The following is a 21,246-nucleotide window of genomic DNA, read 5'->3' as shown; positions in this document are numbered from 1 at the left end:
TCGGCCCTGGGCCCCCTTCCGCACGCCCGTACGATGGTGGGGCCCAGTGTCGTACCAAGGAGAGACGAATCGTGTCCGACGAGCGCACCCCGGAACCCCCAGCAGTCGAAGAGACCGAAGCGACCGAAGAGACCGAGCCGATCAAGACCCGGAAGAACGGCCTGTACCCGGCCGTCTCCGACGAACTCGCCGACAGCATGAAGTCGGGCTGGGCGGACACCGAGCTGACCGGTCTCGCGCCGCTGCCGCAGGCCGCGCACACCGCCGCCCGCCGCACCGCGCTCTCCGCGCGTTTCCCCGGTGAGCGCCTCGTCGTCCCCGCGGGCCACCTGAAGACCCGCGCCAACGACACGGAGTACGCCTTCCGCGCCGCCACCGAGTACGCCTACCTCACCGGCGACCAGACCCAGGACGGCGTTCTCGTCCTGGAGCCGAAGACCGGCGGGAGCGGCCACGACGCGACCGTCTACCTGCTGCCCCGCTCCGACCGGGAGAACGGCGAGTTCTGGCTCGACGGCCAGGGCGAGCTGTGGGTCGGCCGCCGCCACTCCCTCACCGAGGCCGAGCAGGTGCTGGGCATCCCGGCGAAGGACGTCCGCGAGCTCGCCGCCGCGCTGAAGGAGGCCACCGGCCCGGTCCGCGTCGTCCGCGGCTACGACGCCGGCATCGAGGCGGCCCTGACCGACAAGGTCACCGCCGAGCGCGACGAGGAGCTGCGGGTGTACCTCTCCGAGGCGCGCCTGGTGAAGGACGACTTCGAGATCGCCGAGCTGCAGAAGGCGTGCGACATCACCGCGCGCGGCTTTGAGGACGTCGTGAAGGTGCTCGACAAGGCCGAGGCGACGAGCGAGCGTTACCTGGAGGGCACGTTCTTCCTGCGCGCCCGCGTCGAGGGCAACGACATCGGCTACGGATCGATCTGCGCCGCCGGCCCGCACGCCACCACGCTGCACTGGGTGCGCAACGACGGCGCGGTCCGCTCCGGCGAACTGCTGCTGCTCGACGCCGGCGTGGAGACCCACGACCTCTACACCGCCGACGTGACGCGGACCCTGCCGATCAACGGCACCTTCTCGCCGCTCCAGCGCACGATCTACGACGCGGTCTACGCGGCGCAGGAGGCGGGCATCGCCGCGGTGAAGCCGGGTGCCGGCTTCCGCGACTTCCACGACGCCGCGCAGCGGGTGCTCACCGAGCACCTCGTCGCGTGGGGCCTGCTCGGCGACCTCACCGTGGAGAAGGTCCTGGAGCTGGGCCTCCAGCGCCGCTGGACCCTGCACGGCACCGGTCACATGCTCGGCATGGACGTCCACGACTGCGCCGCCGCGCGCACCGAGACGTACGTCAACGGCACGCTGGAGCCGGGCATGTGCCTCACGGTCGAGCCGGGTCTGTACTTCCAGGCCGACGACCTGACGGTGCCCGAGGAGTACCGCGGCATCGGCGTCCGGATCGAGGACGACATCCTCGTCACCGAGGACGGCAACCGGAACCTCTCCGACAAACTGCCGCGCCGTTCCGACGAGATCGAGAGCTGGATCGCCGGCCTCAAGGGCTGAGGCCCGCCCCGCACGGCCCCACGCGGGGGCGCGCCGCTCAGGACACCATGAGCAGCGCGTCCTCGCGCCATTTCAGGATCTTGTCGAAGCTCACCACGACGCCCCGACCCGGACGGTTGCCGATGTGGACGTGGTCGGCGAGCTGTTCGATGAGCCCGAGACCGCGACCGCTCTCGGCCAGGTCCCACGGTTCGGCGGCGCGGTCCGGCACGGCCGCCGGCGCGCCGCGTGTACCGGCGGGACGGGCTGCGGGGCGACGGGCTCGCCGGGCGGGGAAGCCCGGTCCGGAGTCCGCGACCTCGATACGGCACGTCTCACCGTCCAGGTACGCGGTGACCCGGTACTGACCGGGAGCGCCCGGAGGTCCGGGGACGGTGCCCCCCTGGTCCCCGCCGTGCTCCACGGCGTTGGCACATGCCTCGGTGAGCGCCACCGAGAGGTCGTAGGAGATGTCCGGATCCACTCCCGCCGTCTCCATGCTGCCGAGGAGAAATCGACGGGCGAGCGGAACGCTCGCGGCTTCGCGCCGCAAATGGAGTGACCACCACATGCTCATGCTCCAGCCTCCTGGCTGCGGCTCGACATACCGATACGTATTGCCGTGAAGGGCCCCCCGTAAGCACGGTTCGGCCGTGATGGCCCTCATTCGGCGGACGCGAATATTCCGCTTGACGGTGTATGTCCGGACCCGTGATCCACTGACACCTCTGTCACCAGGTACAACGACCGTCCCACCCGTCCCGTAATGCGTCCCCCGCAACAGTTCCGCTTCCCGCACAACCCCCACCGAACGGTACGGAAGATGATGTTGCGGACCTGCCGCCCCACGGACGGGGACGCAGTGCGATGATGGGCCCGCCATGTCTACGCCTGACGCACGGTCCGCCACACGCGCCGGAGCCGGCCTGCGGCTCCTGAGGGCCTCGGTGTTCGCCGCGGTCTGCGTCGTGCTGTCCGCCGCGGGGCACGGGCTCGCCTCCTCCTCGGCCGTACCCTGGTGGGCGCTGCTCTGCGGATTCCTCGTCGTGCTCGCGGTGGTGGCCCCCTTCGCCGGGCGCGAGCGCTCACTGCCGTCGATCGCACCGGCCCTGGCCGGCGGACAGGTCGCGCTCCACGCGCTCTTCGAACTCGCCCACCCCATGACGGCCACCGCCATGGGGTCCGCCCCCGCGGGCACCGCGACCGCGCCGGCGACGGGCGACGCGTCGCTCATCCGGTTCGCCGCCTCGCTGCTCTGCGGAGACACCCCGGGCGGGATCAGCGCGGCCCAGGCCCACCGCATCGTCACCGACGCGGGCGTCGACCCGGCGACCGTCTCCGGGGCGCACGCCCACCTCGCCTCCGCCGCGGTGGGCTCCTCGCCGGCGCTGCTGCCCAGCCTCCCCATGGTCCTGGTCCACCTGCTGGCCGCGCTCGTCACGGGCTGGCTGCTGCGCCGGGGCGAGGTGTCGCTCTTCCAACTGGCGCGGCTCTCCGCGCACGGCGGCCGCCAACTCGCCGCCGCCGCACGGCTGCGCTCCCTGCGGGCCGCGCTCGCGCTCGTACGGGTGCTGCGCGCGGGCTTCCCGGGCGCCCCGACGGCCGGGCCGCGCCCGGCCCGTACCCCGGTGGACGCCCCGGCGCCGGCCACCGGCGATCCTCTGCAGCATCTGGTGATCAGGCGCGGGCCTCCCCCCGCGTACGCCCTCGCAGCCTGACGCGACCACCCTTCCCCGGCCCTGCGGCCGAGCCGTCACGACGGTCCCCCCGGGAAGCGGGTGGCGCGATGCCGTCGCGCACCCGCGCGCCGGACCACCTCTCCTGCGCTCCGTGGAGTGATCCCTGCCATGAACGTTTCCCGTATCGCCGTCGCGGGCGGCATCGCCGCGTCCGCCGTTCTGCTGCTCGCCGGTCCCGCCTCCGCCCACGTCAGCGTGCAGCCCCAGGGCGAGGCGGCCAAGGGCGGTTACGCCACCATCAACTTCAAGGTCCCCAACGAGCGCGACGACGCCTCGACGGTGAAGCTCGAAGTCAACTTCCCCACCGACCACCCGCTCTCCTCGGTCAGCCCGCAGGCAGTACCGGGCTGGAAGATCGACGTCACCAAGTCCACGCTCGCCAAGCCGCTGGAGGTCCACGGCCAGAAGGTCACCGAGGCCGTCTCCAAGGTGACCTGGACCGCCGACGCCGCCGCCGCGATCAAGCCCGGCTACTTCCAGCAGTTCCCGCTCTCCGTGGGACAGCTCCCCGAGGATACCGACCAGCTCGTCTTCAAGGCCCTCCAGACGTACAGCAGCAAGGAGGTCGTCCGCTGGATCGAGGAGGCCCCGGCCGGCGGTGAGGAGCCCGACAACCCCGCCCCGGTGCTGACCCTGACCGACGCCGCGGCGGACGCCCACGGCTCCGCCGGCGCCACGGACACCGACGACAACGCTGACGACGCCGCCGGTGACAAGGGCGCCGACGCGTCCGAACACACCACCACCGCCTCGGCGTCGTCCGACTCGGCGAGCGACGGCACCGCACGGGTGCTGGGCGTCGTCGGCATCGTCATCGGCATCGCGGGCGTCGCCTTCGGCGTCCTCGCCCGCCGCCGCACCGCCTGAGAGCCCTCACCGGTGACCTCCGGCCGGCGGTCGTCCGCCAGGCCGGCGGTCATCCGACAGACGGCATTCCCGGGGCCCTTCGGGCCGGGACCGGGCGCGCGCGCATCCGGTCCCGGCCCCCGGTGGACCCCGGGGCCACCCACCGCACCGCACAGACCAGGAACACACCCTCCATGCGCACCAAGAAAATGGCGTCGGCCGTGGCGCTCGCCGCCGCTGCCGCACTGGCACTCACCGCCTGCGGCTCGGACGACGGGTCCGCCGCCAAGCCGGTGTCCGACGTCTCCACCTCCACCACCACCCGGGCCGCCACCGTCCTCGACCAGCCGTTCACCAAGCCGGACCTCGTCCTGACGGACACCCACGGCAAGACGTACGACCTCCGCAAGGAGACCGCGGGCAAGCCGACGCTCATCTACTACGGCTACACCAACTGCCCGGACGTCTGCCCGCTGACCATGAGCAACATCGCGCTCGCCAAGCGCGCGCTGCCCGCCGCCGAACAGGACGAGCTCCGGGTCGTCTTCATCACGACCGACCCCGAGCGCGACACCCCGGCCTCGCTGGGCGCCTGGCTCAAGGCCCAGGACCCCGACTTCATCGGCCTCACCGGCGACTTCAAGACCATCCAGGCCGGCGCCCGGTCGATGGGCATCGGCATCGACCCCGCCACCACGGAGAAGGACGGCACCGTCGTCTCCATGCACGGCGCCCAGGTCATGGCGTTCTCTCCGAAGACCGACGCCGGATACGTCCTCTACAGCGAGGACACCACCGCCGACGACTACACCGCGGACCTCCCCAAGCTCATCGAGGGGGCGAACCCGTGACAGGCCGCGCGACCCTCGCCGGCGGACTCGCCCTCGTGACGGGCCTGACCCTCGCGGGATGCTCCACCGAGGGCTCCCCCGAGCTGAAGGTCGTGGGGGCCTTCATGCCGCAGCCCGTCAGCGACATCGCGGCGGCCTTCCTCGTCGTCGAGAACGCGGGCTCCGCCACCGACCGGCTGACCGCCGTGACCAGCCCGATCTCCGACCACGTCACGATCCACGAGACGAAGGGTCGGGCCATGCGGATGGTGGCCTCCTTCGAGGTGCCCGCCCAGGGCGAGCTGGACCTCGAACGCGGCGGCAACCACATCATGTTCGACGAACTCAAGCGGCAGCCCAAGAAGGGCCAGAAGATCTCCGTGCAGCTGCACTTCGAGAAGTCCGGCCCGATCACGGTCGAGCTCCCCGTCGAGGAGACGACCTATAACCCGGCGAAGCAGTGAGGGACTGAACCCACCATGACAGCCACCGCCCCGCTCCGCGGACCCCGCCCGGGGCCCACCCCGGTACGCCGGCCGCTCGGCGCGTCCGCGCTCCTCGCCACGCTGACCGGCCTCTTCCTCGGCCTGATGCTGGCGTGCGCGGCCCCCGCGTCCGCGCACGCGGCCCTCACGGGGAGCGACCCGCGGGACGGGGCGGTGGTGGACACGGCTCCCCGCAGCATCACCCTCTCCTTCTCCGAGTCCGTCTCGCTGAGCGACGACGCGATCCGGGTCCTCGACCCGACCGGGGAGCGTGCCGACACCGGCGGCCCGCGCTCGACCGGTGCCGGGGGCGCCGCCCGGTACGCCGTCACGCTCCACTCCGGGCTCCCCGACGGCACCTACACGGTGGCCTGGCAGGCGGTCTCCGCGGACAGCCATCCGGTCTCCGGCGCCTTCACCTTCTCCATCGGGGCGCCGTCCACCACCACCGTCACCCTGCCCGCCTCGACGGCGGGCGGCGGCCTGGTCGGCGCGCTGTACGGCATCGCCCGCTACGCCGCGTACACCGGTTTCATCCTGCTCGCGGGCGGCTCCGCGTTCGTCCTCGCCTGCTGGCGGGGCGGCGCCTCGGTCCGGCCGCTGCAACGGCTCGTCGTCGGCGGCTGGATCACGCTCACCGCGTCCACCCTGGCGATGCTGATGCTGCGCAACCCGTACACCGGCAGCGGGAAGCTCTCCGACGCCTTCGATCCCGGCGGTCTCCAGGCGGTGCTGGACACCAAGCCGGGGGCCGCGCTCATCTCCCGGCTGCTCCTGCTGGGCGCCTCCGCGCTCTTCGTCGCCGTGCTGTTCGGCACGTACCCCCAGCGCGAGGACGAGACGGAGCGCAAGGACCTCACCTTCGGCCTCGCGCTCGGTGGCGCGGTGGTCGCCACCGGGATCGCCGGGACGTGGTCGCTCGCCGAACACGCCTCCACCGGACTCCAGCCGGGCATCGCCATGCCGGTCGACATGGCCCACCTGCTGGCGGTCGCCGCCTGGCTGGGCGGTCTCGCCGCGTTGCTGACCGCCCTGTACCGGGTCCCGGAACTGCCCGCGGGCGCGGTGCGGCGCTTCTCCCGGGTGGCCTTCGTCAGCGTGGTGGTACTGGCCGGCACGGGGCTCTACCAGTCCTGGCGCCAGGTCGGTTCCTGGTCGGCGCTCACCGGGACGACGTACGGCCGGCTGCTGCTGGTCAAGGTCGGTCTGGTCGCGGTCCTCGTGGGCGTGGCCTGGATCTCCCGGCGCTGGACGGGACGGCTGACGGTCGGGGGGCCGCCCGCGACGGATCCGGCGACCGACGTGCCGGTGGAGGGGGACGACCCACCCGCGGAGCCGGCATCCGAGGAGCCGGTGCGCCCGTCGGCCTCCGTCGCCGAGGAGCCGGTACGCGTCTGCGCCCCGGTCGCCGAGGGGCCGGTACGCACCTCGGTCTCCGTCGCCGGAGCGGGTACGCACCCCGAGCGGGCCGCGCAGCTCGCGCGCCAGCAGGCCCTGATGACCGCGGCGAAGGTGAAGAGGGCCCGCGACGCCGACCCCGGCCGGACCGGCCTGCGCCGCTCGGTCCTCGTCGAGACCGGTGTCGCCGTCGTCCTGCTGGCGGTCACCACCCTCCTGTCGTCCACCGAACCGGGCCGTACGGAGGAGGAGGCCGCGCGCACCAACACGGCCGCCGCTCCGGCCCCCGCCCAGCCGGTCACCGTGAGCCTGCCCTTCGACACCGGCGGCAGGGCCGGCAAGGGGACCGTGCAGGTGGACGTCGACCCCGGCCGGACCGGCTCCAACGACATGCACCTGTGGCTCCAGGACGCCGGCGGCACGGCGATGGACGTACCCGAGGTGCGGATGGCTCTCACGCTGGAGGCCAAGGACATCGGGCCGCTACCGGTCCTCCCCGACCGTCTCGCCGAAGGCCACTGGACCGCGAGCGACGTCCAGATCCCCATGGCGGGCCGGTGGAAGCTCGCGGTCACCGTCCGCACCTCGGACATCGACCAGACCACCGTCGACGGCTACGTGAAGATCGGCTGACCAGCGTGAACAAGCGGAACACCCCTGTGCGCCCGGCACCGGCGCGTGCCGGGAGCGACGATGCGGGCTCCTTCGAGGGCACCGAGCCGGCGGGGGTCTCCCGGCGGAAGCTCCTCGGTGGCGCCGGAGCGGCCGGTGCCGCCGGCCTGGTCCTGGGAGCCGCCGGCGGGGCCACCGGATACGCGGCGGCGCGTCCCGACACCCCTGCGGCGCTCACCTCGATCGGCTCGACCGAGGCGATGTTTCACGGGAAACATCAACCGGGGATCACCACTCCGCTCCAGGCGAGCGGACATCTCGTCGCCTTCGACCTCACGGCGGGAGCCGGACGCACGGAGGCGGCCGCCCTGATGCGGCGTTGGTCCGTGCTGGCCGAGGAGCTGATGGCGGGCCGTCCCGCCGGGTCCGGCGACGACACCGGCATCGCCCGGGACGCCGGCCCGTCCTCGTTGACACTCACCTTCGGCTTCGGCCGGACGTTCTTCGACCGGACCGGGCTGACGGAACGCCGGCCCGCCGGGCTCGACCCGCTGCCCGCCTTCTCCTCCGACCACCTGGACTCCGGACGCTCGAACGGCGACCTCTGGGTGCAGATCGGCGCGGACGACGCGCTCGTCGCCTTCCACGCGCTGCGCGCGGTCCAGAAGGCGGCCGGGACGGCGGCGCGGGTGCGCTGGCAGATGAACGGCTTCAACCGCACGCCGGGCGCCACCGCCCACCCGATGACGGCCCGCAACCTGATGGGTCAGCTGGACGGGACCAACAACCCGCGTCCCGCCGACCACGACTTCGACGCACGGATCTTCGTGCCCGGCCCCTCGGACTCCGCCACCGCGGACCCGGCCCAGGAGTGGCTCGCGGGCGGCTCCTACGCGGTCGTCCGCCGCATCAGGATGCTGCTGGACGACTGGGAGAAGCTCTCCGTCGCCCACCAGGAACGGGTCATCGGCCGACGCAAGGACGACGGCGCACCGCTCAGCGGCGGCAGCGAGACGACCGCGATGGAGCTGGACGAGATCGGCCCGGACGGCAAGCCCCTCATCCCGTCCAACGCCCACGCCCGGATCTCCTCGCCCGAGAAGAACGGCGGCGCGGCGATGCTGCGCCGGCCGTTCTCGTACCACGACGGCATCGCGGCGGACGGGACGCCGGACGCGGGGCTCCTCTTCGTCTGCTGGCAGGCCGATCCGTTCCGGGGCTTCGTGCCGGTGCAGCGCAAGCTCGACCGGGGGGACGCCCTCGCACCGTTCATCCGGCACGAGGCGAGCGGCGTCTACGCGGTACCGGGAGGCGTCGCGCGGGGCGAGTACGTGGGGCAGCGGCTGCTGGAGTCCTGACCGGTCCGAACGCTCCGCGTCCCCTTCTCGGTGCCCGCACGGGCCGACCGGCCTGTGCGCGCACAGGCCGCGGAGGGTTCCCCCGCAGCCCTTAGAGTGACCGTATGTCCGCCACGCGTTACGCCTATCTCGGCCCCGAGGGCACCTTCACCGAGGTGGCGCTCCGTACGCTCCCGGAAGCCGCCACCCGCGAACTCGTCCCCATGGTCTCCGTACCGGCGGCGCTGGACGCGGTACGGAACGGGGAAGCAGCGGCCGCCCTCGTACCGATCGAGAACTCGGTCGAGGGCGGGATCACCGCGACCCTCGACGAACTGGCGGTGGGCGCACCGCTGATGATCTACCGCGAGGTGCTGCTCTCCATCTCGTTCGCGCTGCTGGTGCGGCCGGGCACCCGGCTGGAGGACATCACGTCCGTCACCGCCCACCCGGCCGCCCAGCCGCAGGTACGCAACTGGCTGGCGGCCCATCTCCCGCAGGCGGTCTGGGAGTCGGCCGCCTCCAACGCGGACGGCGCCCGCCTGGTCCGGGACGGACGGTACGACGCCGCCTTCGCCGGGGAGTTCGCGGCGGCGACCTACGGGCTCGAACCGCTCGCCACCGAGATCCACGACGCCGTGAACGCGCAGACCCGCTTCGTCCTGGTCGGGCGGCCGGCCCGGCCGGCGGCACCGACCGGCGCCGACAAGACCTCCGTCGTCCTCTGGCTGGGCGAGGACCGTCCGGGCGCGCTGCTGGAGCTGCTCCGGGAGTTCTCGGTGCGGGGGGTGAACCTGATGCTCATCCAGTCCCGGCCCACCGGCAAGGGCATCGGGGACTACTGCTTCGCGGTGGACGCCGAAGGGCACATCGCGGACCGCCGGGTGGGCGAGGCGCTGATGGGGCTGAAGCGCATCTGTCCGAACCTGCGCTTCCTCGGCTCCTATCCCCGGGCCGGGGTGACGCCGGAGGAGGTGGGCCCGCTGCGGGAGGGCACCTCGGACACGGATTTCGCCGCCGCATCGGACTGGCTCGCCCGCAGCCAGGACGGGCGCGGCTGACCACGGGGTCCCGGCCCTGGGCCGGGGGCGCGGCGCCGGGACGGTCGGGACGTGGAGCGGTCGGGAGAGGGAACAGTCGGAGCCCGGGCCGCCCAGACCGCCGGGGCAGGAGTGGAGAAGTCGTCCGCTCGTCCGGGCGCCCTCAGGACGGCTGCCGCCAGGGCCCGCTCGCGCCGCGCGGGTACGTCTCGGGACGGCGGTCACGAGTCCTCCACGCCGCTCCACCCTTCCTGGGCTGTCGCTGCGGGCCCTCCCGGGCGTTTACCCACAGAGTTATCCACAGGGCTCCGCCGATGCCTGGGGACAAGTCGACACTGAGGCTCGACATCATCGACAAACCACCCCAGTCATTCCCAGGGCGGCGGGAAGCCCCGCAGGATCCTCCATGATCCTCATCCAGCCCGTTTGGCTCAAATGCCTTGATCAACGACGCATAATCGCGAATTACCACTCGAATGAGTGCCCGAAAGGCGGTTTGAAGGATGAATCCATGAGTTCGGAGCCCATCCACCCGCTCGGCCCAGGGGTGACTTCAGTCGTCCACAGATTTTCCACACAGCCTGTGGATAACCTCTCCCGCCGGACTCCACCTGTGGACAACCACCATGTGGATCACCATCAACTCCGGGACGGGGCAGGGGTGATACCGCGGGAGAGAGAGCTGATTCCACCCGATTCCGGATGAGGAGGCCACTCCACTCCGATGCGGGAGTTTCCCGGTCGGTGCGTGGATTCTCTCCGTCCGACCATGCCCTTCGGCCGACGTCGTCCCCACCGGCACCACCCCCCGCACCGCAGCCGTGCCACGTTCCCGGGAGCCTTTCAAGGAGCGCCCCGCGACTTCGCGGACCGAGGGAGCCGACGACCGGGCGGACCCACCGGAGCCACCCTCCCGCGCGATTCCGGAACCTTCCCAGAGATACCATTCTCGTCAATTCGGGCATAGTGACACGCTCGTCCCTATCGATTCGAGTAGCCGAAGTCCCACCGGTAGCCTGGTGGGGTGATTGACCTTCGCCTGCTCCGTGAGGACCCCGACCGTGTTCGCGCCTCCCAGCGCGCCCGTGGAGAGGACGTCGCGCTCGTCGACGCCCTTCTCTCCGCCGACGAGCTGCGCAGGTCGTCCGGCGTCCGCTTCGACGAACTCCGCTCCGAGCAGAAGTCGCTCGGCAAGCTGATCCCCAGGGCTACGCCCGAGGAGCGGGCGGAGCTGCTGTCCCGCGCCGACCAGCTCAAGGCCGACGTGCGTGCCGCCGACGCCGCTCAGAACGAGGCGGACGCCGAGGCCAAGCGCCTCCTGCTGCAGCTCGGCAACATCGTCCAGGAGGACGTGCCGGTCGGCGGCGAGGAGGACTTCGTCGTCCTGGAGACGCACGGCACCATCCGCGACTTCGGGGCCGAGGGCTTCGAGCCCAAGGACCACCTGGAGCTCGGTGAGTCGCTGGGCGCGATCGACATGGAGCGGGGCGCCAAGGTCTCCGGTTCTCGCTTCTACTACCTGACGGGCGTCGGCGCCCTGCTGGAGCTCGCCCTCGTCAACGCGGCCATCGCACAGGCGACCGAGGCCGGTTTCGTCCCCATGCTCACCCCCGCGCTGGTCCGCCCGCGCGCCATGGAGGGAACCGGCTTCCTCGGCCAGGCCGCCGAGAACGTCTACCACCTGGAGAAGGACGACTTCTACCTGGTGGGCACCTCCGAGGTCCCCCTCGCCGCGTACCACATGGACGAGATCATCGAGGCCGACAAGCTGCCCCTGCGGTACGCCGGCTTCTCGCCCTGCTTCCGCCGCGAGGCGGGTACGTACGGCAAGGACACCCGGGGCATCTTCCGCGTCCACCAGTTCGACAAGGTCGAGATGTTCTCCTACGTCGACCCCGCCGACGCCGAGGCGGAGCACCGCCGGCTCCTGGAGTGGGAGAAGCAGTGGCTGACCGGCCTGGAGCTTCCCTTCCAGGTGATCGACGTGGCCACCGGCGACCTGGGGGCTTCGGCCTCCCGGAAGTTCGACTGCGAGGCGTGGATCCCCACCCAGGGCAAGTACCGCGAGCTGACCTCCGCTTCCAACTGCGACAGCTTCCAGGCCCGCCGCCTGTCGGTGCGCATGCGGGAGGGCAAGAAGGTCCAGCCGCTGGCCACGCTGAACGGCACGCTCTGCGCCGTACCTCGCACGATCGTGGCGATCCTGGAGAACCACCAGCTCGCGGACGGTTCCGTGCGCGTGCCCGAGGTGCTCCGTCCGTACCTCGGCGGGCGTGAGGTGCTGGAGCCGGTCGCCAAGTGACCTTTCCCTTCAAGCTCGTCGCCACCGATCTCGACGGGACGCTGCTCCGCCACGACGACACGGTCTCCGACCGGACCCGCGACGCGCTGGCCGCCGCCACCCGGTCGGGCGCCGCGCACATCGTCGTCACCGGCCGGGCCGTGCCCTGGACCCGGCAGATCCTGGACGACCTGGGCTACGACGGCCTCGCCGTCTGCGGCCAGGGCGCGCAGGTCTACCACGCCGGGGAGCACAAGCTGCTCACCTCGCTGACGCTCGACCGGCAGCTGGCCGGGCTCGCGCTGTCCAAGATCGAGGCGGAGGTCGGTCCGCTGCTGCTCGCCGCGAGCCGCGACGGGCTGGACGGCGAGGTGCTGGTCGGCCCCGGCTACCGGCCCCACGACGGCCCGTTGCCGGTGGTCCACGTGGACGACCCGAACGAGATGTGGACCGCGCCGCTCAACAAGGTCTACCTCCAGCACCCCGAGCTCGGCGACGACCAGCTGGCCGCCGCCGCGCGGGCGGTGGTGGGCAGCCTGGTCAACATCGTGATGGCGGGCCCGGGGATCGTCGAGATCCTCCCCCTCGGCCTGAGCAAGGCGACGGGGCTCTCGCTCGCCGCGCGCCGGCTTGGCGTGAAGGCCGCGGACACGATCGCCTTCGGGGACATGCCCAACGACATCCCGATGTTCGGCTGGGCCCGGCACGGCGTCGCCATGGCCAACGCGCACGAGGAACTCAAGTCGGTGGCCCACGAGATCACCGCCTCCAACGAGGACGACGGCATCGCGGTGGTCCTGGAGGAACTCCTCGCCGGCGGGACGCGGTAGCACCCGGCGGCCCAAGAGCCGTACCGCACGACGTACCGAAGCCGTACCGCACGGCGTACCGACCGACTGCCCGCGGCCCCCGGAGGCCGCGGGCAGTCGCGCGACCGGAGGCCGCGGGCACGGACCCCGGGGGTCACTCCTCGCGCGGTGCGGGGTGCGGTTCCCTCAGCCGGTGCGCCACGTCGCCCAGCCGGGCGTCGACCCGCCGTACGTCGTGCGCGACGTCGGCCAGTCGGACGCTCATCGCACCGACGACCTCATGGGTCGCCCCCAGCTTGCGGTCCAGACTGTCGAACCGCTCCGACATCCTGCGCAGCACCGGCCCCAGCTCCTGGAGCGCCGAACCCACACCGGCGAGGCAGCTCTCGATGCCGGTGACGCGGAAGTGGAGCGCGTCGTACCGTTCCCGGAGGTCCCCCTCGGCGTCGAGCAGGTACGTACGCACACACCGGGCGATGTCGCTTTCGCGAAGAAGCATCGCCACGTTGAGCACCGTGCGACGGGTGTACAGAGTGAGCTGGGTGGCTGCCTGTGGATAACTTTCGGCTTCTCCACCGCTCCATAGGGACAACATGTCCCTATGGAAGGACCGCAGGTCAGAGCCGCGCAGCAGAACCAGGCCGTTCTCCTCCATCTCGTCCCGATGGCGCTGGGTGACCTTTTTCAACGCCTCTGTGGATACTTCGAAGTAACGTGCCACGTCCTCTGTGCGAACGTGAATTCCGTCCGGGAGCATGACAAGGCTCTTCACCTTGTCGAGGATGTCAACGCGCACCATCTGCTCGACGCGCAGAGCGCGGGACTCCAGCAGGGCGACTTCCGTGGGCATGGGCATGCCTTCCGTACGCGGGGAACGGCGAAGGACGGCCCTCACCCCGGGCGTCAGGGGCGGAGGCCGCTCACGGGTGCCACTCACTCGATGGCCGGCTCCGTCCGGGGCTCACGCACCCGGGGCCGGCATTCCCCTGCTTCACGCACGCTCGTCGTCACGGATTCCAGTTGCCTCCACGCATGCGGACCAACGACCCGGTAGGCGTCGCGTCACGCACCGGCCCCGCGGAGAAGGGCCGACGAACGCGGGGCAACCCCCGCCCGGTGGGCGGGGGTTGCCCCGGGGTGCAAAACCGGCTCAGCGCCGGGCCCCGCGCCTCACTCCTCGCCGGCCAGCTTGAGGGTGCGCAGCTTCTGGCCCGCGTACCAGGTGGCGCCGACGGTGACCCCGACCAGCAGCACCGTGGCGAGGGGCAGGTGGACGTCGGCGGTGATCGCTCCCTCGGCACCGATCCTCTCGGAGACCGAGAGCGCCCACTGCTGCACGCTCAGCGTGCGCGCCCCCGGCATCCGGCTGCCGAAGAGGGCCTCCCACACCAACGCGTACACCAGGCCGAGCACGACCGCGTGGCGGCTGACCGTGCCGAGCAGCAGGAAGAGCGCGCTGTACGCGATCGAGGCGACGAGCGCCCCGACGGTGTAGGCGACCGCGATCTGCTGGCCGTTGCCGTTGAGGATGAACCCCGCGATCAGCGTGGGCAGCGCGGAGAAGACCATCGTGACGGCGATCGCCACGATCAGCTTGGTGAAGATGATCGTGGGGCGCTTCACGGGCTTCGCCAGCAGGTAGACGATCGAACCGTCGTCGATCTCGGGGCCGATGGCGCCGGTGCCCGCGATGACTCCGATCAGCGGGACCATCGCGGCGAGGGCGAAGCCCCCCAGGACGTCGGAGGTGATCTGGTCGTCGGCTCCCGCCAGCAGCCGTACCGCCAGCGAGATCGCGATCAGCAGGGCGGGCAGGACGAACAGGATGGCGGCCCGGCGCCGGCCGAGCAGGGCCCGGTAGGTGAGCCGGGCGACCGTGGGGTCGTACATGACGCTTCACAGCTCCTTCAGGCCACTACTCAGGCCGATACGAGGTACGAGAAGACCGATTCGAGGGACTCGTCGGACGGCGAGACGGCCAGCAGCCGGATGCCCCGCTCCTTCGCCACCCGCGGCAGCAGCGTGGTGAACCGGCCGAAGTCGACCGCCTGGACCAGCAGCGCACCCTCGCCGTGGTCGACCTCGATGCCGGCCGTCGACGGGTCGGCGATCAGGGCCGCCGCGAGCGCGCGGTCGTCGCTGGAGCGGACGAGATAGCGGTGCGGGCGGTCCGTCATCAGCCGGCGGATCCGGCGGAAGTCGCCGCTGGCCGCGTGCCGTCCGGCCACGATCACCTCGATGTGCGAGGCGAGCTGCTCGACCTCTTCGAGGATGTGTGAGGAGAAGAGCACCGTGCGGCCCTGCTCGCCCATCCGCCGCAGCAGGTCCATCAGCTGCATCCGCTGCCGGGGGTCCATGCCGTTGAACGGTTCGTCGAGCAGCAGCACGGCCGGGTCGTGGACCAGCGCCGAGGCCATCTTCACGCGCTGGCGCATGCCCTTGCTGTACGTCTGGATCTTGCGGTCCTGGGCGTACTCCATCTCGACCGTGGCGAGCGCGCGCGCCGCCTGGGCCGCGCCCAGCCCGTGCAGTTCGGCGTTGGCGACGACGAATTCGCGGCCGGTCAGGAAGTCGTACATGCCCTCCCGCTCGGGGACGATGCCGATCTCCTGGTAGACCGACTCGTTGCGCCAGATCGGCCGGCGGTCGAGCGTCACCGTTCCGGTGGAGGGAGCGAGGAATCCGGCCATCATGTTGATCAGGGTGGACTTGCCCGCGCCGTTGGGGCCGAGCAGCCCGGTGACGCCCGGGCCGATCGTCATGCTCACGTCGTTGACGGCGACGACGTTCCCGAACCAGCGGGAAGCGTGGTCGATCTCGATGGTGGTCACAGCCCGACCCTCCGGTAACGGCGCATCAGGGCGGCGTACGAGCCGGTGACGAGCGCGAGGACAACGATCAGATAGACGACGCCCATGGCCGCCCCCGGACCTTCCCCACCGGGGAAGGCGGAGGAGGCACCGAGGAACGCGGTCTGCACCCCGTCGACCAGCGTGATCGGGGAGAAGAGCCCGAACCAGGCGATGGCCCCGTCGGAACCGGTCGAGTAGGCGATGGCCTGGACGGTGGAGACCGCCCCGTACGAGATGGTCATCACCGCGATCACCGCCGCGACGCCGAAGCCCCGCCGCGGGGTCAGCGCGGCCACCACCAGCGCGAGCGCGGCGAAGAGCACGGAGAGCAGCGCCACCGACACCAGCCCCTGCGCGAACCAGCCGGTCTGGTCGGCGAAGTCGAACTTCGCGAGCAGCGAGCCCACGTAGAGGACGACCAGCGGCAGCCCGGTGAGGACGAAGAGGGCGGAGGCCATCGCCGCCAGCTTCGCCAGGACGTAGTCGACGTGCGCGATCGGCCGCGAGAAGTAGAGCGGAACCGTCCGGAACCGCAGGTCCCGCGAGACGCTCTGCGGGGCCTGCGAGGCGACGAACAGCGCGATGACCGCCTGGAGGTAGATCGCGTACGACGTGTACTTCACGACCAGCTTCGTGGCACCCGGCGCCGCCATCGACACCGCCACGATGATCGCCGCGACCAGGCACATCACCGCGAGCATCAGCATCGGCAGGACCTTGGACCGGGCCGAGCGCCCGAGGCCGAACGCGCCCTTCAAGGACTGGACGTAGAGCGAACGGCGGGCGTAACCGCGCCCGAGCCGCGGGCCCTCGTACGAGCGGTAGCCGATGTCGTGGATGCGGGAGGCGTCGCCGCGCGGCGCGCCTCCGGCCCTGATCTCAGTGCTCATCGGGACCGCTCCCCTTCTGCTGGACGGCTCCGGGTGCCGGGGCCTGGTGGACGGCTCCGGCATCCGGAGCCTGCGGTACGGCTGCGGACAGCGGATTCTCCTGTACGGCTCCGAGGGCCGGGGCCCGGGCCGGGACGCCGGGCGACGGGCCTGCGGCGAGCTGGGCCGGCACCTGCTGACCACCCTCACCCGCGCGGAACACCTCGGCGATGTGGTGCCGGCGCTGCTCCATGCGGACGAGACCGAGCCCCAGCCCGGCCACACTGTCGCGCACCAGGTCGTACGTCTCCTCGCCCACCGCCTCGACGAGCAGGATGTGTCCGGCGCCGGGCAGGCCGCCGGTGTCGACGCCGTCGGTGCCCACCAGCTTCACGCCGGCGGCGACGAGCGTCCGGCGCAGCGCGTCGGTGCCGTCCGGGTGGGCGTCGCTGTCGGTGACCTCGACCGCGAGCGTGGTCGTCGACTGCGTGAACTCGCTGGTGGAGCTGGACCGGAGCAGGGTGCCGCCGTCGATGACGACGACGTGGTCGCAGGTGCGCTCCAGCTCGCCCAGGAGGTGCGAGGTGACCAGGACGGAGATGCCGAAGTCGGTGTGCACCCGGCGGATGAGGCCGAGCATCTCGTCGCGGCCGACCGGGTCGAGGCCGTTGGTCGGCTCGTCGAGCAGGACCAGCCGCGGGTCGTGGACCAGGGCCTGAGCCAGCTTGACCCGCTGCTTCATGCCCGTCGAGTACCCCCCGATGGGACGGTAGCGCTCCTCGTAGAGGCCGACGTGGCGCAGGGTGTCGGCGGTGCGCTCCCGGGCCGCCGTCGGAGGCAGGCCCGACATCCGCGCCATGTGGACCACGAACTCGGTCGCCGACACGTCCGGCGGCAGGCAGTCGTGCTCCGGCATGTACCCGACCCGCTCCCGGATCGCGGCACCGTGCGTGGCGACGTCCAGCCCGAGCACCGAGGCCGATCCCTCGGTCGCGGGCGAGAGTCCCAGCAGGATCTTGATCAATGTGGACTTGCCGGCCCCGTTGGCACCCACCAGACCGGTCACACCCGGTCCGATGTCCAAGGAGAGCCGGTCAAGAGCGGTCACCCGGGGGTACCGCTTGCTCAGGGCTTGCATCGCGATCACAGTCACGGGGACGACGCTAGTGGTGCGGGCGCCGGGCGTCGTCAGACCTGACGGTCGCATCCGCGTCACACTTGAGTTGTACTCCCCCGTAGGGGAGTCGGGCGGAGGAGTGACCCGGGCCGGGGCGTCGCTCTCCCTGCTCCGCCGGGCAGTTGTGCGCGGCGGCCGTGCGGCCCCGGTAGGCCGCTTTGGGCCGGGGCCCCTCTTGACCCCCCGGTCGCGGCGGCCACAAGCTTCGGGGGCACGGTTACCGGCGCGTACGGCGCGCCCACGCGCTGTCCCGAAGCGGCGTCCGGGCGGTCCGGGGGCCTGCGAAGAGGGGCGTCGCGACAGCGGCGCCGGACCGACGAGAGGTGGCGGGATGCGACTCCCAGGAGCGCGCGAGCGCTGGGTACGCACGGGTGGGATCGAGCTCCACGTGGCCGAGCTGGGGAACCCGGACCGGCCCACCGTGGTGCTGGTGCACGGATATCCGGACAGCAAGGAAGTGTGGTCACGGGTCGCACCGGGGCTCGCCGAGCACTGGCACGTGGTGCTCTACGACGTGCGCGGGCACGGCCGTTCCACCGCACCGGTGCCGCTCCGCGGCGGCTTCACCCTGGAGAAGCTGACCGATGACTTCCTGGCCGTGGTGGACGAGGTCAGTCCGGACCGGCCCGTGCACGTGGTGGGCCACGACTGGGGGTCGGTGCAGTCCTGGGAGTTCGCCACGGTCGAGCGGACCAGGGGCAGGATCGCCTCCTTCACCTCGATGTCCGGTCCCTCGCTGGACCACTTCGGGCACTGGATCCACGACCGGCTCACCCGGCCCACGCCCCGGCGGGCGGCCCAGCTCGCCGGCCAGGGCGCCAAGTCCTGGTACGTGTACCTGCTGCACACCCCGGTCCTGCCCGAACTCGCCTGGCGCGGACCACTGGGACGCCGCTGGCCGCAGATCCTGGAGCGGCTGGAGAAGGTCCCGGCGGGCGACTACCCCACCGCCTCGCTGCCCCGGGACGCGGCGCACGGCGCCTGGCTCTACCGCGACAACGTCCGCACCCGGCTGCGCAGGCCCCGCCCCGACGCGTACGCGCACGTACCGGTCCAGCTGATCACGCCGACCGGTGACGCCTTCCTGTCGGAGTCGCTCTCCGACGGCCTGGAGCGCTGGGTTCCGCACCTGCTCCGCCGCCGGCTGCCCGCTCAGCACTGGGTACCGCGCACCCGGCCGGACCAACTGGTCTCCTGGATCTCCGCGTTCGTCTCCGCGCTGGAGACCCCGTCCGGGACCGGCACCCCCGCGCCGGCCGCCGCGGGGCGGTCCGGCCGGCACGCGGACCGCTTCGGCGGCCAGTTGGTGCTGGTGACGGGGGCGGCCGGAGGGGTCGGACGGGCGACGGCGCTCGCGTTCGCCGAGGCCGGGGCGCGGGTGGTGGCCGTGGACCGGGACGCGGCGGGCGCCGCCCGTACCGCGGAGACCGCGCTCCGCCTCGGGGCGCCCGCCGCCTGGGCGGAGTCCGTCGACCCCGGCGACGAACAGGCGGTGGAGAAGCTCGGTGCGAAGGTCGCGGCGGAGTACGGCACCGTCGACGTCCTGGTCAACCTCGCGACGGCCCCTTGGAGGTCGTCCACGCCGAACGCCTCCCTCCTGGAGACGACGGCCGACGAGTGGCGGAAGCTCCTCGACACGGGGTTGTGGGAGATCATCCACGGTTGCCGGGTGTTCGGCGGACAGATGGCCGCGCGCGGACAGGGCGGGCACATCGTCAACGTGGTGCCCAGCGCCCTCCCCTCGTCGCGGCCGGCCGGAGCCTCCCCGTACGACGCGGTGCGGGCCGCCGTTCTGTCGCTCAGCCGGGGCCTGCGGGCCGAACTGGCGGGCCGCACCGTGTCGGTGAGCACGGTGAGCCCGGTGTGGCCGGAGTCGGACGGCACCGGGACGGATACTGATCGGAGCGCCGGGGCGGACGGTGCGACCGGCCCCGGGGTGCCCGACGGGGCTGTGCCCGGGGCGCGTTCGACATCGGGCCGCCCGGGTCTCCGTACGCCGGAGGGAGTCGCCGAAACCGTGCTGGACGCGATCGTCCACGACCGGGCGCTGGTGGTGACACCGGAGAGGTCGCGCGGACCGAGGCACTTTCGCCGTCTCCGGGGCGGCCCGGAGACGTCACCCAAGCGGTAGCCGGGGCACTCGGGTTCGGCGTTCCGTTGCGTCGCGTCGGTCGCCGCTCCGACAGAGGTGATGACGAACAAGCACGCTGAGAATCCACCTTGGGGGTGGAACGGCCCAATCGGGGTGCGGTGCTGGCGCGTTCGACGGCGTACGCGTCCGCGCTTGGCACCGCGTCGCGGCGGCGGGACGTTTCTCCCCCGTCCCGGTCGTGCGCCCCGCGGGCGCCCTGCCGTAGATCATTCGGGGGACGTGCGGACGCCGGAGTCGACCATGCCGGCCACGGTTCTGTGGACAGAACGGCGCTCAGCGTAAGAGCTGTTCGTGTCGGCGGGACGGTGACGTGCGCGCTCTCCGCCCCTCCGTCCGCGCCGGCATGGCTCCTCCGACCACGGTGGAGGAAGCGTTTCTCTTCCCTTACAAGTGGGGTGCTGTGCCCGGACCATGGGATCTCACGAGGGTCGGAGCGGTGTTGCGAGGTCCGGAACACGAGCAGTGGAGCGCCCCTTTGGAGACAATTCATACATCTAGCTTTTTTGATGCAGAAGTTGGTCAAACTTCCCACAGCGGACCGCAGTTGTCCACAGAAATGCCAAACAGCCTGTGGATAAGTCGAGTTGCTTGTGGATCAAACCCCGAAGCCACCCGTAGTTCGGCAACGCCGAAGAAATCCGGGTGCGCCGCCGAGGACGGGCCGGGCACTCTGAAGCCATGGACGACAGACGCACCGTGAAGGTGTCGAAGTACCTCTCCAAGCACCTGCGGCATCAGCCGGAACGCATCGGGCTCACCCTCGACCCGAACGGGTGGGTGGCCGTCGAGGAGCTGCTGAGAGCCGCGGAACGCCACGGCTTCCCGATCACCCGGGCCGAGCTCGCGTACGTGGTCGAGGTCAATGACAAACAGCGTTTCACCCTTGAGGGGGACCGCCTCCGCGCCAACCAGGGCCATACCGTCTCCGTCGACCTCGACCTGCCGCCGGCCGAGCCGCCCCCGTTCCTCTACCACGGCACGGTGGGCCGGTCCCTTCCCGTGATCCGGACGGAAGGGCTGCGGCCCATGGCCCGCCACCACGTCCACCTCTCGCCCGACCGGGAGACGGCCACCCGGGTCGGAGCCCGACGGGGCAGGCCCGTGGTGCTCTCCGTGGACGCGGGAGCGATGCACCGCGACGGGCACGTCTTCCGCGTCAGTGCCAACGGGGTGTGGCTGGCGGAGTCCGTACCCCCCGCCTATCTGCGTTTCCCCGGCTGACCGGCTCCCGGCGGGAGGCCCGCCGGAAGGCCGCCCGGTCCGGCACCGCCCCGGGGCCCG

General features: G+C 71.8%; 18 protein-coding genes. 12 read left to right on the top strand and 6 right to left on the bottom strand.

What is annotated here, in order from left to right; genetic code table 11:
* The first annotated feature begins 71 nt into the window (after nucleotides 1–71).
* Nucleotides 72–1,559 (top strand): aminopeptidase P family protein, encoded by a 1,488-nt coding sequence (locus tag PZB77_RS16045; protein WP_275493289.1) that lies wholly within the window; start codon nucleotides 72–74, stop codon nucleotides 1,557–1,559.
* 37 nt (nucleotides 1,560–1,596) lie between these two features.
* On the opposite strand, the gene PZB77_RS16040 is transcribed toward PZB77_RS16045, so the two are convergent.
* Entirely contained in the window at nucleotides 1,597–2,115 is a 519-nt protein-coding gene (locus PZB77_RS16040; protein WP_275493288.1) for an ATP-binding protein, read from the bottom strand.
* A 304-nt stretch (nucleotides 2,116–2,419) separates the two neighbouring features.
* Between PZB77_RS16040 and PZB77_RS16035 the strand changes: the two genes are divergently transcribed.
* The 9 genes from PZB77_RS16035 (at nucleotide 2,420) to PZB77_RS15995 (ending at nucleotide 12,936) form a co-directional block, all read left to right on the top strand.
* Complete coding sequence (locus tag PZB77_RS16035; protein WP_275493287.1) at nucleotides 2,420–3,256, top strand: hypothetical protein; 837 nt, start codon at nucleotides 2,420–2,422, stop codon at nucleotides 3,254–3,256.
* Nucleotides 3,257–3,385: 129 nt separating this feature from the next.
* Nucleotides 3,386–4,144: a YcnI family protein gene (locus PZB77_RS16030; protein ID WP_275493286.1), complete on the top strand. Its 759-nt coding sequence runs from the start codon at nucleotides 3,386–3,388 to the stop codon at nucleotides 4,142–4,144.
* A 173-nt stretch (nucleotides 4,145–4,317) separates the two neighbouring features.
* Nucleotides 4,318–4,974, top strand: coding sequence for an SCO family protein (locus tag PZB77_RS16025; RefSeq protein ID WP_275493285.1), 657 nt, complete (start codon nucleotides 4,318–4,320; stop codon nucleotides 4,972–4,974).
* On the top strand, nucleotides 4,971–5,417 hold the full coding sequence (locus tag PZB77_RS16020) for a copper chaperone PCu(A)C (RefSeq protein ID WP_275493284.1): 447 nt from the start codon (nucleotides 4,971–4,973) through the stop codon (nucleotides 5,415–5,417). Before PZB77_RS16025 ends, PZB77_RS16020 begins: the two co-directional genes overlap by 4 nt.
* 15 nt (nucleotides 5,418–5,432) lie before the next feature.
* Nucleotides 5,433–7,469 carry a copper resistance protein CopC gene (locus PZB77_RS16015; RefSeq protein WP_275493283.1) on the top strand — a complete coding sequence of 679 codons (2,037 nt, stop codon included), beginning with the start codon at nucleotides 5,433–5,435 and terminating at the stop codon, nucleotides 7,467–7,469.
* Between the two features lie 26 nt (nucleotides 7,470–7,495).
* Nucleotides 7,496–8,806: an iron uptake transporter deferrochelatase/peroxidase subunit gene (gene efeB / locus PZB77_RS16010; RefSeq protein ID WP_275496083.1), complete on the top strand. Its 1,311-nt coding sequence runs from the start codon at nucleotides 7,496–7,498 to the stop codon at nucleotides 8,804–8,806.
* A gap of 104 nt (nucleotides 8,807–8,910) precedes the next feature.
* Nucleotides 8,911–9,846 (top strand): prephenate dehydratase, encoded by a 936-nt coding sequence (pheA, locus tag PZB77_RS16005; protein ID WP_275493282.1) that lies wholly within the window; start codon nucleotides 8,911–8,913, stop codon nucleotides 9,844–9,846.
* A gap of 1,003 nt (nucleotides 9,847–10,849) precedes the next feature.
* On the top strand, nucleotides 10,850–12,127 hold the full coding sequence (serS, locus tag PZB77_RS16000) for a serine--tRNA ligase (protein WP_275493281.1): 1,278 nt from the start codon (nucleotides 10,850–10,852) through the stop codon (nucleotides 12,125–12,127).
* Nucleotides 12,124–12,936, top strand: a complete 813-nt coding sequence (locus tag PZB77_RS15995; protein WP_275493280.1) for an HAD family hydrolase — start codon at nucleotides 12,124–12,126, stop codon at nucleotides 12,934–12,936. The genes serS and PZB77_RS15995 overlap by 4 nt, the downstream gene beginning before the upstream one ends.
* Before the next feature lie 133 nt (nucleotides 12,937–13,069).
* Here PZB77_RS15995 and PZB77_RS15990 read toward each other — a convergent pair whose 3' ends face one another.
* The 5 genes from PZB77_RS15990 to PZB77_RS15970 all read right to left on the bottom strand — a co-directional run bounded on the left by PZB77_RS15990 (nucleotide 13,070) and on the right by PZB77_RS15970 (nucleotide 17,774).
* Nucleotides 13,070–13,765 (bottom strand): hypothetical protein, encoded by a 696-nt coding sequence (locus PZB77_RS15990; RefSeq protein WP_275493279.1) that lies wholly within the window; start codon nucleotides 13,763–13,765, stop codon nucleotides 13,070–13,072.
* A 320-nt stretch (nucleotides 13,766–14,085) separates the two neighbouring features.
* A complete protein-coding gene (locus tag PZB77_RS15985; protein WP_275493278.1) occupies nucleotides 14,086–14,805 on the bottom strand; it encodes an ABC transporter permease in 720 nt (239 codons plus the stop codon).
* A 29-nt stretch (nucleotides 14,806–14,834) separates the two neighbouring features.
* On the bottom strand, nucleotides 14,835–15,746 hold the full coding sequence (locus tag PZB77_RS15980; RefSeq protein ID WP_275493277.1) for an ABC transporter ATP-binding protein: 912 nt from the start codon (nucleotides 15,744–15,746) through the stop codon (nucleotides 14,835–14,837).
* Nucleotides 15,743–16,657 carry an ABC transporter permease gene (locus PZB77_RS15975; protein WP_275493276.1) on the bottom strand — a complete coding sequence of 305 codons (915 nt, stop codon included), beginning with the start codon at nucleotides 16,655–16,657 and terminating at the stop codon, nucleotides 15,743–15,745. Before PZB77_RS15975 ends, PZB77_RS15980 begins: the two co-directional genes overlap by 4 nt.
* The gene (locus tag PZB77_RS15970) at nucleotides 16,647–17,774 is read right to left on the bottom strand and encodes an ATP-binding cassette domain-containing protein (protein WP_275496082.1); all 1,128 of its coding nucleotides are present in this window, start codon (nucleotides 17,772–17,774) and stop codon (nucleotides 16,647–16,649) included. Before PZB77_RS15970 ends, PZB77_RS15975 begins: the two co-directional genes overlap by 11 nt.
* 370 nt (nucleotides 17,775–18,144) lie before the next feature.
* On the opposite strand from PZB77_RS15970, the gene PZB77_RS15965 reads away from it, so the two are divergent.
* Both PZB77_RS15965 and PZB77_RS15960 read left to right on the top strand, forming a co-directional pair.
* Nucleotides 18,145–19,944: an SDR family oxidoreductase gene (locus PZB77_RS15965; RefSeq protein WP_275493275.1), complete on the top strand. Its 1,800-nt coding sequence runs from the start codon at nucleotides 18,145–18,147 to the stop codon at nucleotides 19,942–19,944.
* A gap of 699 nt (nucleotides 19,945–20,643) precedes the next feature.
* A complete protein-coding gene (locus PZB77_RS15960) occupies nucleotides 20,644–21,186 on the top strand; it encodes an RNA 2'-phosphotransferase (protein WP_275493274.1) in 543 nt (180 codons plus the stop codon).
* The last annotated feature ends 60 nt before the right edge of the window (nucleotides 21,187–21,246 follow it).

The organism is Streptomyces sp. AM 2-1-1 (genome assembly GCF_029167645.1).
Lineage (GTDB): Bacteria > Actinomycetota > Actinomycetes > Streptomycetales > Streptomycetaceae > Streptomyces.
The sequence above is the reverse complement of the archived record's forward strand: the minus strand, read 5'-3'. Positions and strand labels throughout refer to the sequence as shown.

Excerpts from the sequence above, each read along its gene's own strand:
- PZB77_RS16040 (WP_275493288.1), bottom strand. The coding sequence starts at position 2,115 with ATGAGCATGTGGTGGTCACTCCATTTGCGGCGCGAAGCCGCGAGCGTT.
- PZB77_RS16035 (WP_275493287.1), top strand. The coding sequence starts at position 2,420 with ATGTCTACGCCTGACGCACGGTCCGCCACACGCGCCGGAGCCGGCCTG.
- PZB77_RS16030 (WP_275493286.1), top strand. The coding sequence starts at position 3,386 with ATGAACGTTTCCCGTATCGCCGTCGCGGGCGGCATCGCCGCGTCCGCC.
- PZB77_RS16025 (WP_275493285.1), top strand. The coding sequence starts at position 4,318 with ATGCGCACCAAGAAAATGGCGTCGGCCGTGGCGCTCGCCGCCGCTGCC.
- PZB77_RS16015 (WP_275493283.1), top strand. The coding sequence starts at position 5,433 with ATGACAGCCACCGCCCCGCTCCGCGGACCCCGCCCGGGGCCCACCCCG.
- pheA (WP_275493282.1), top strand. The coding sequence starts at position 8,911 with ATGTCCGCCACGCGTTACGCCTATCTCGGCCCCGAGGGCACCTTCACC.
- PZB77_RS15990 (WP_275493279.1), bottom strand. The coding sequence starts at position 13,765 with ATGCCCACGGAAGTCGCCCTGCTGGAGTCCCGCGCTCTGCGCGTCGAG.
- PZB77_RS15985 (WP_275493278.1), bottom strand. The coding sequence starts at position 14,805 with ATGTACGACCCCACGGTCGCCCGGCTCACCTACCGGGCCCTGCTCGGC.
- PZB77_RS15975 (WP_275493276.1), bottom strand. The coding sequence starts at position 16,657 with ATGAGCACTGAGATCAGGGCCGGAGGCGCGCCGCGCGGCGACGCCTCC.
- PZB77_RS15970 (WP_275496082.1), bottom strand. The coding sequence starts at position 17,774 with ATGCAAGCCCTGAGCAAGCGGTACCCCCGGGTGACCGCTCTTGACCGG.
- PZB77_RS15965 (WP_275493275.1), top strand. The coding sequence starts at position 18,145 with ATGCGACTCCCAGGAGCGCGCGAGCGCTGGGTACGCACGGGTGGGATC.
- PZB77_RS15960 (WP_275493274.1), top strand. The coding sequence starts at position 20,644 with ATGGACGACAGACGCACCGTGAAGGTGTCGAAGTACCTCTCCAAGCAC.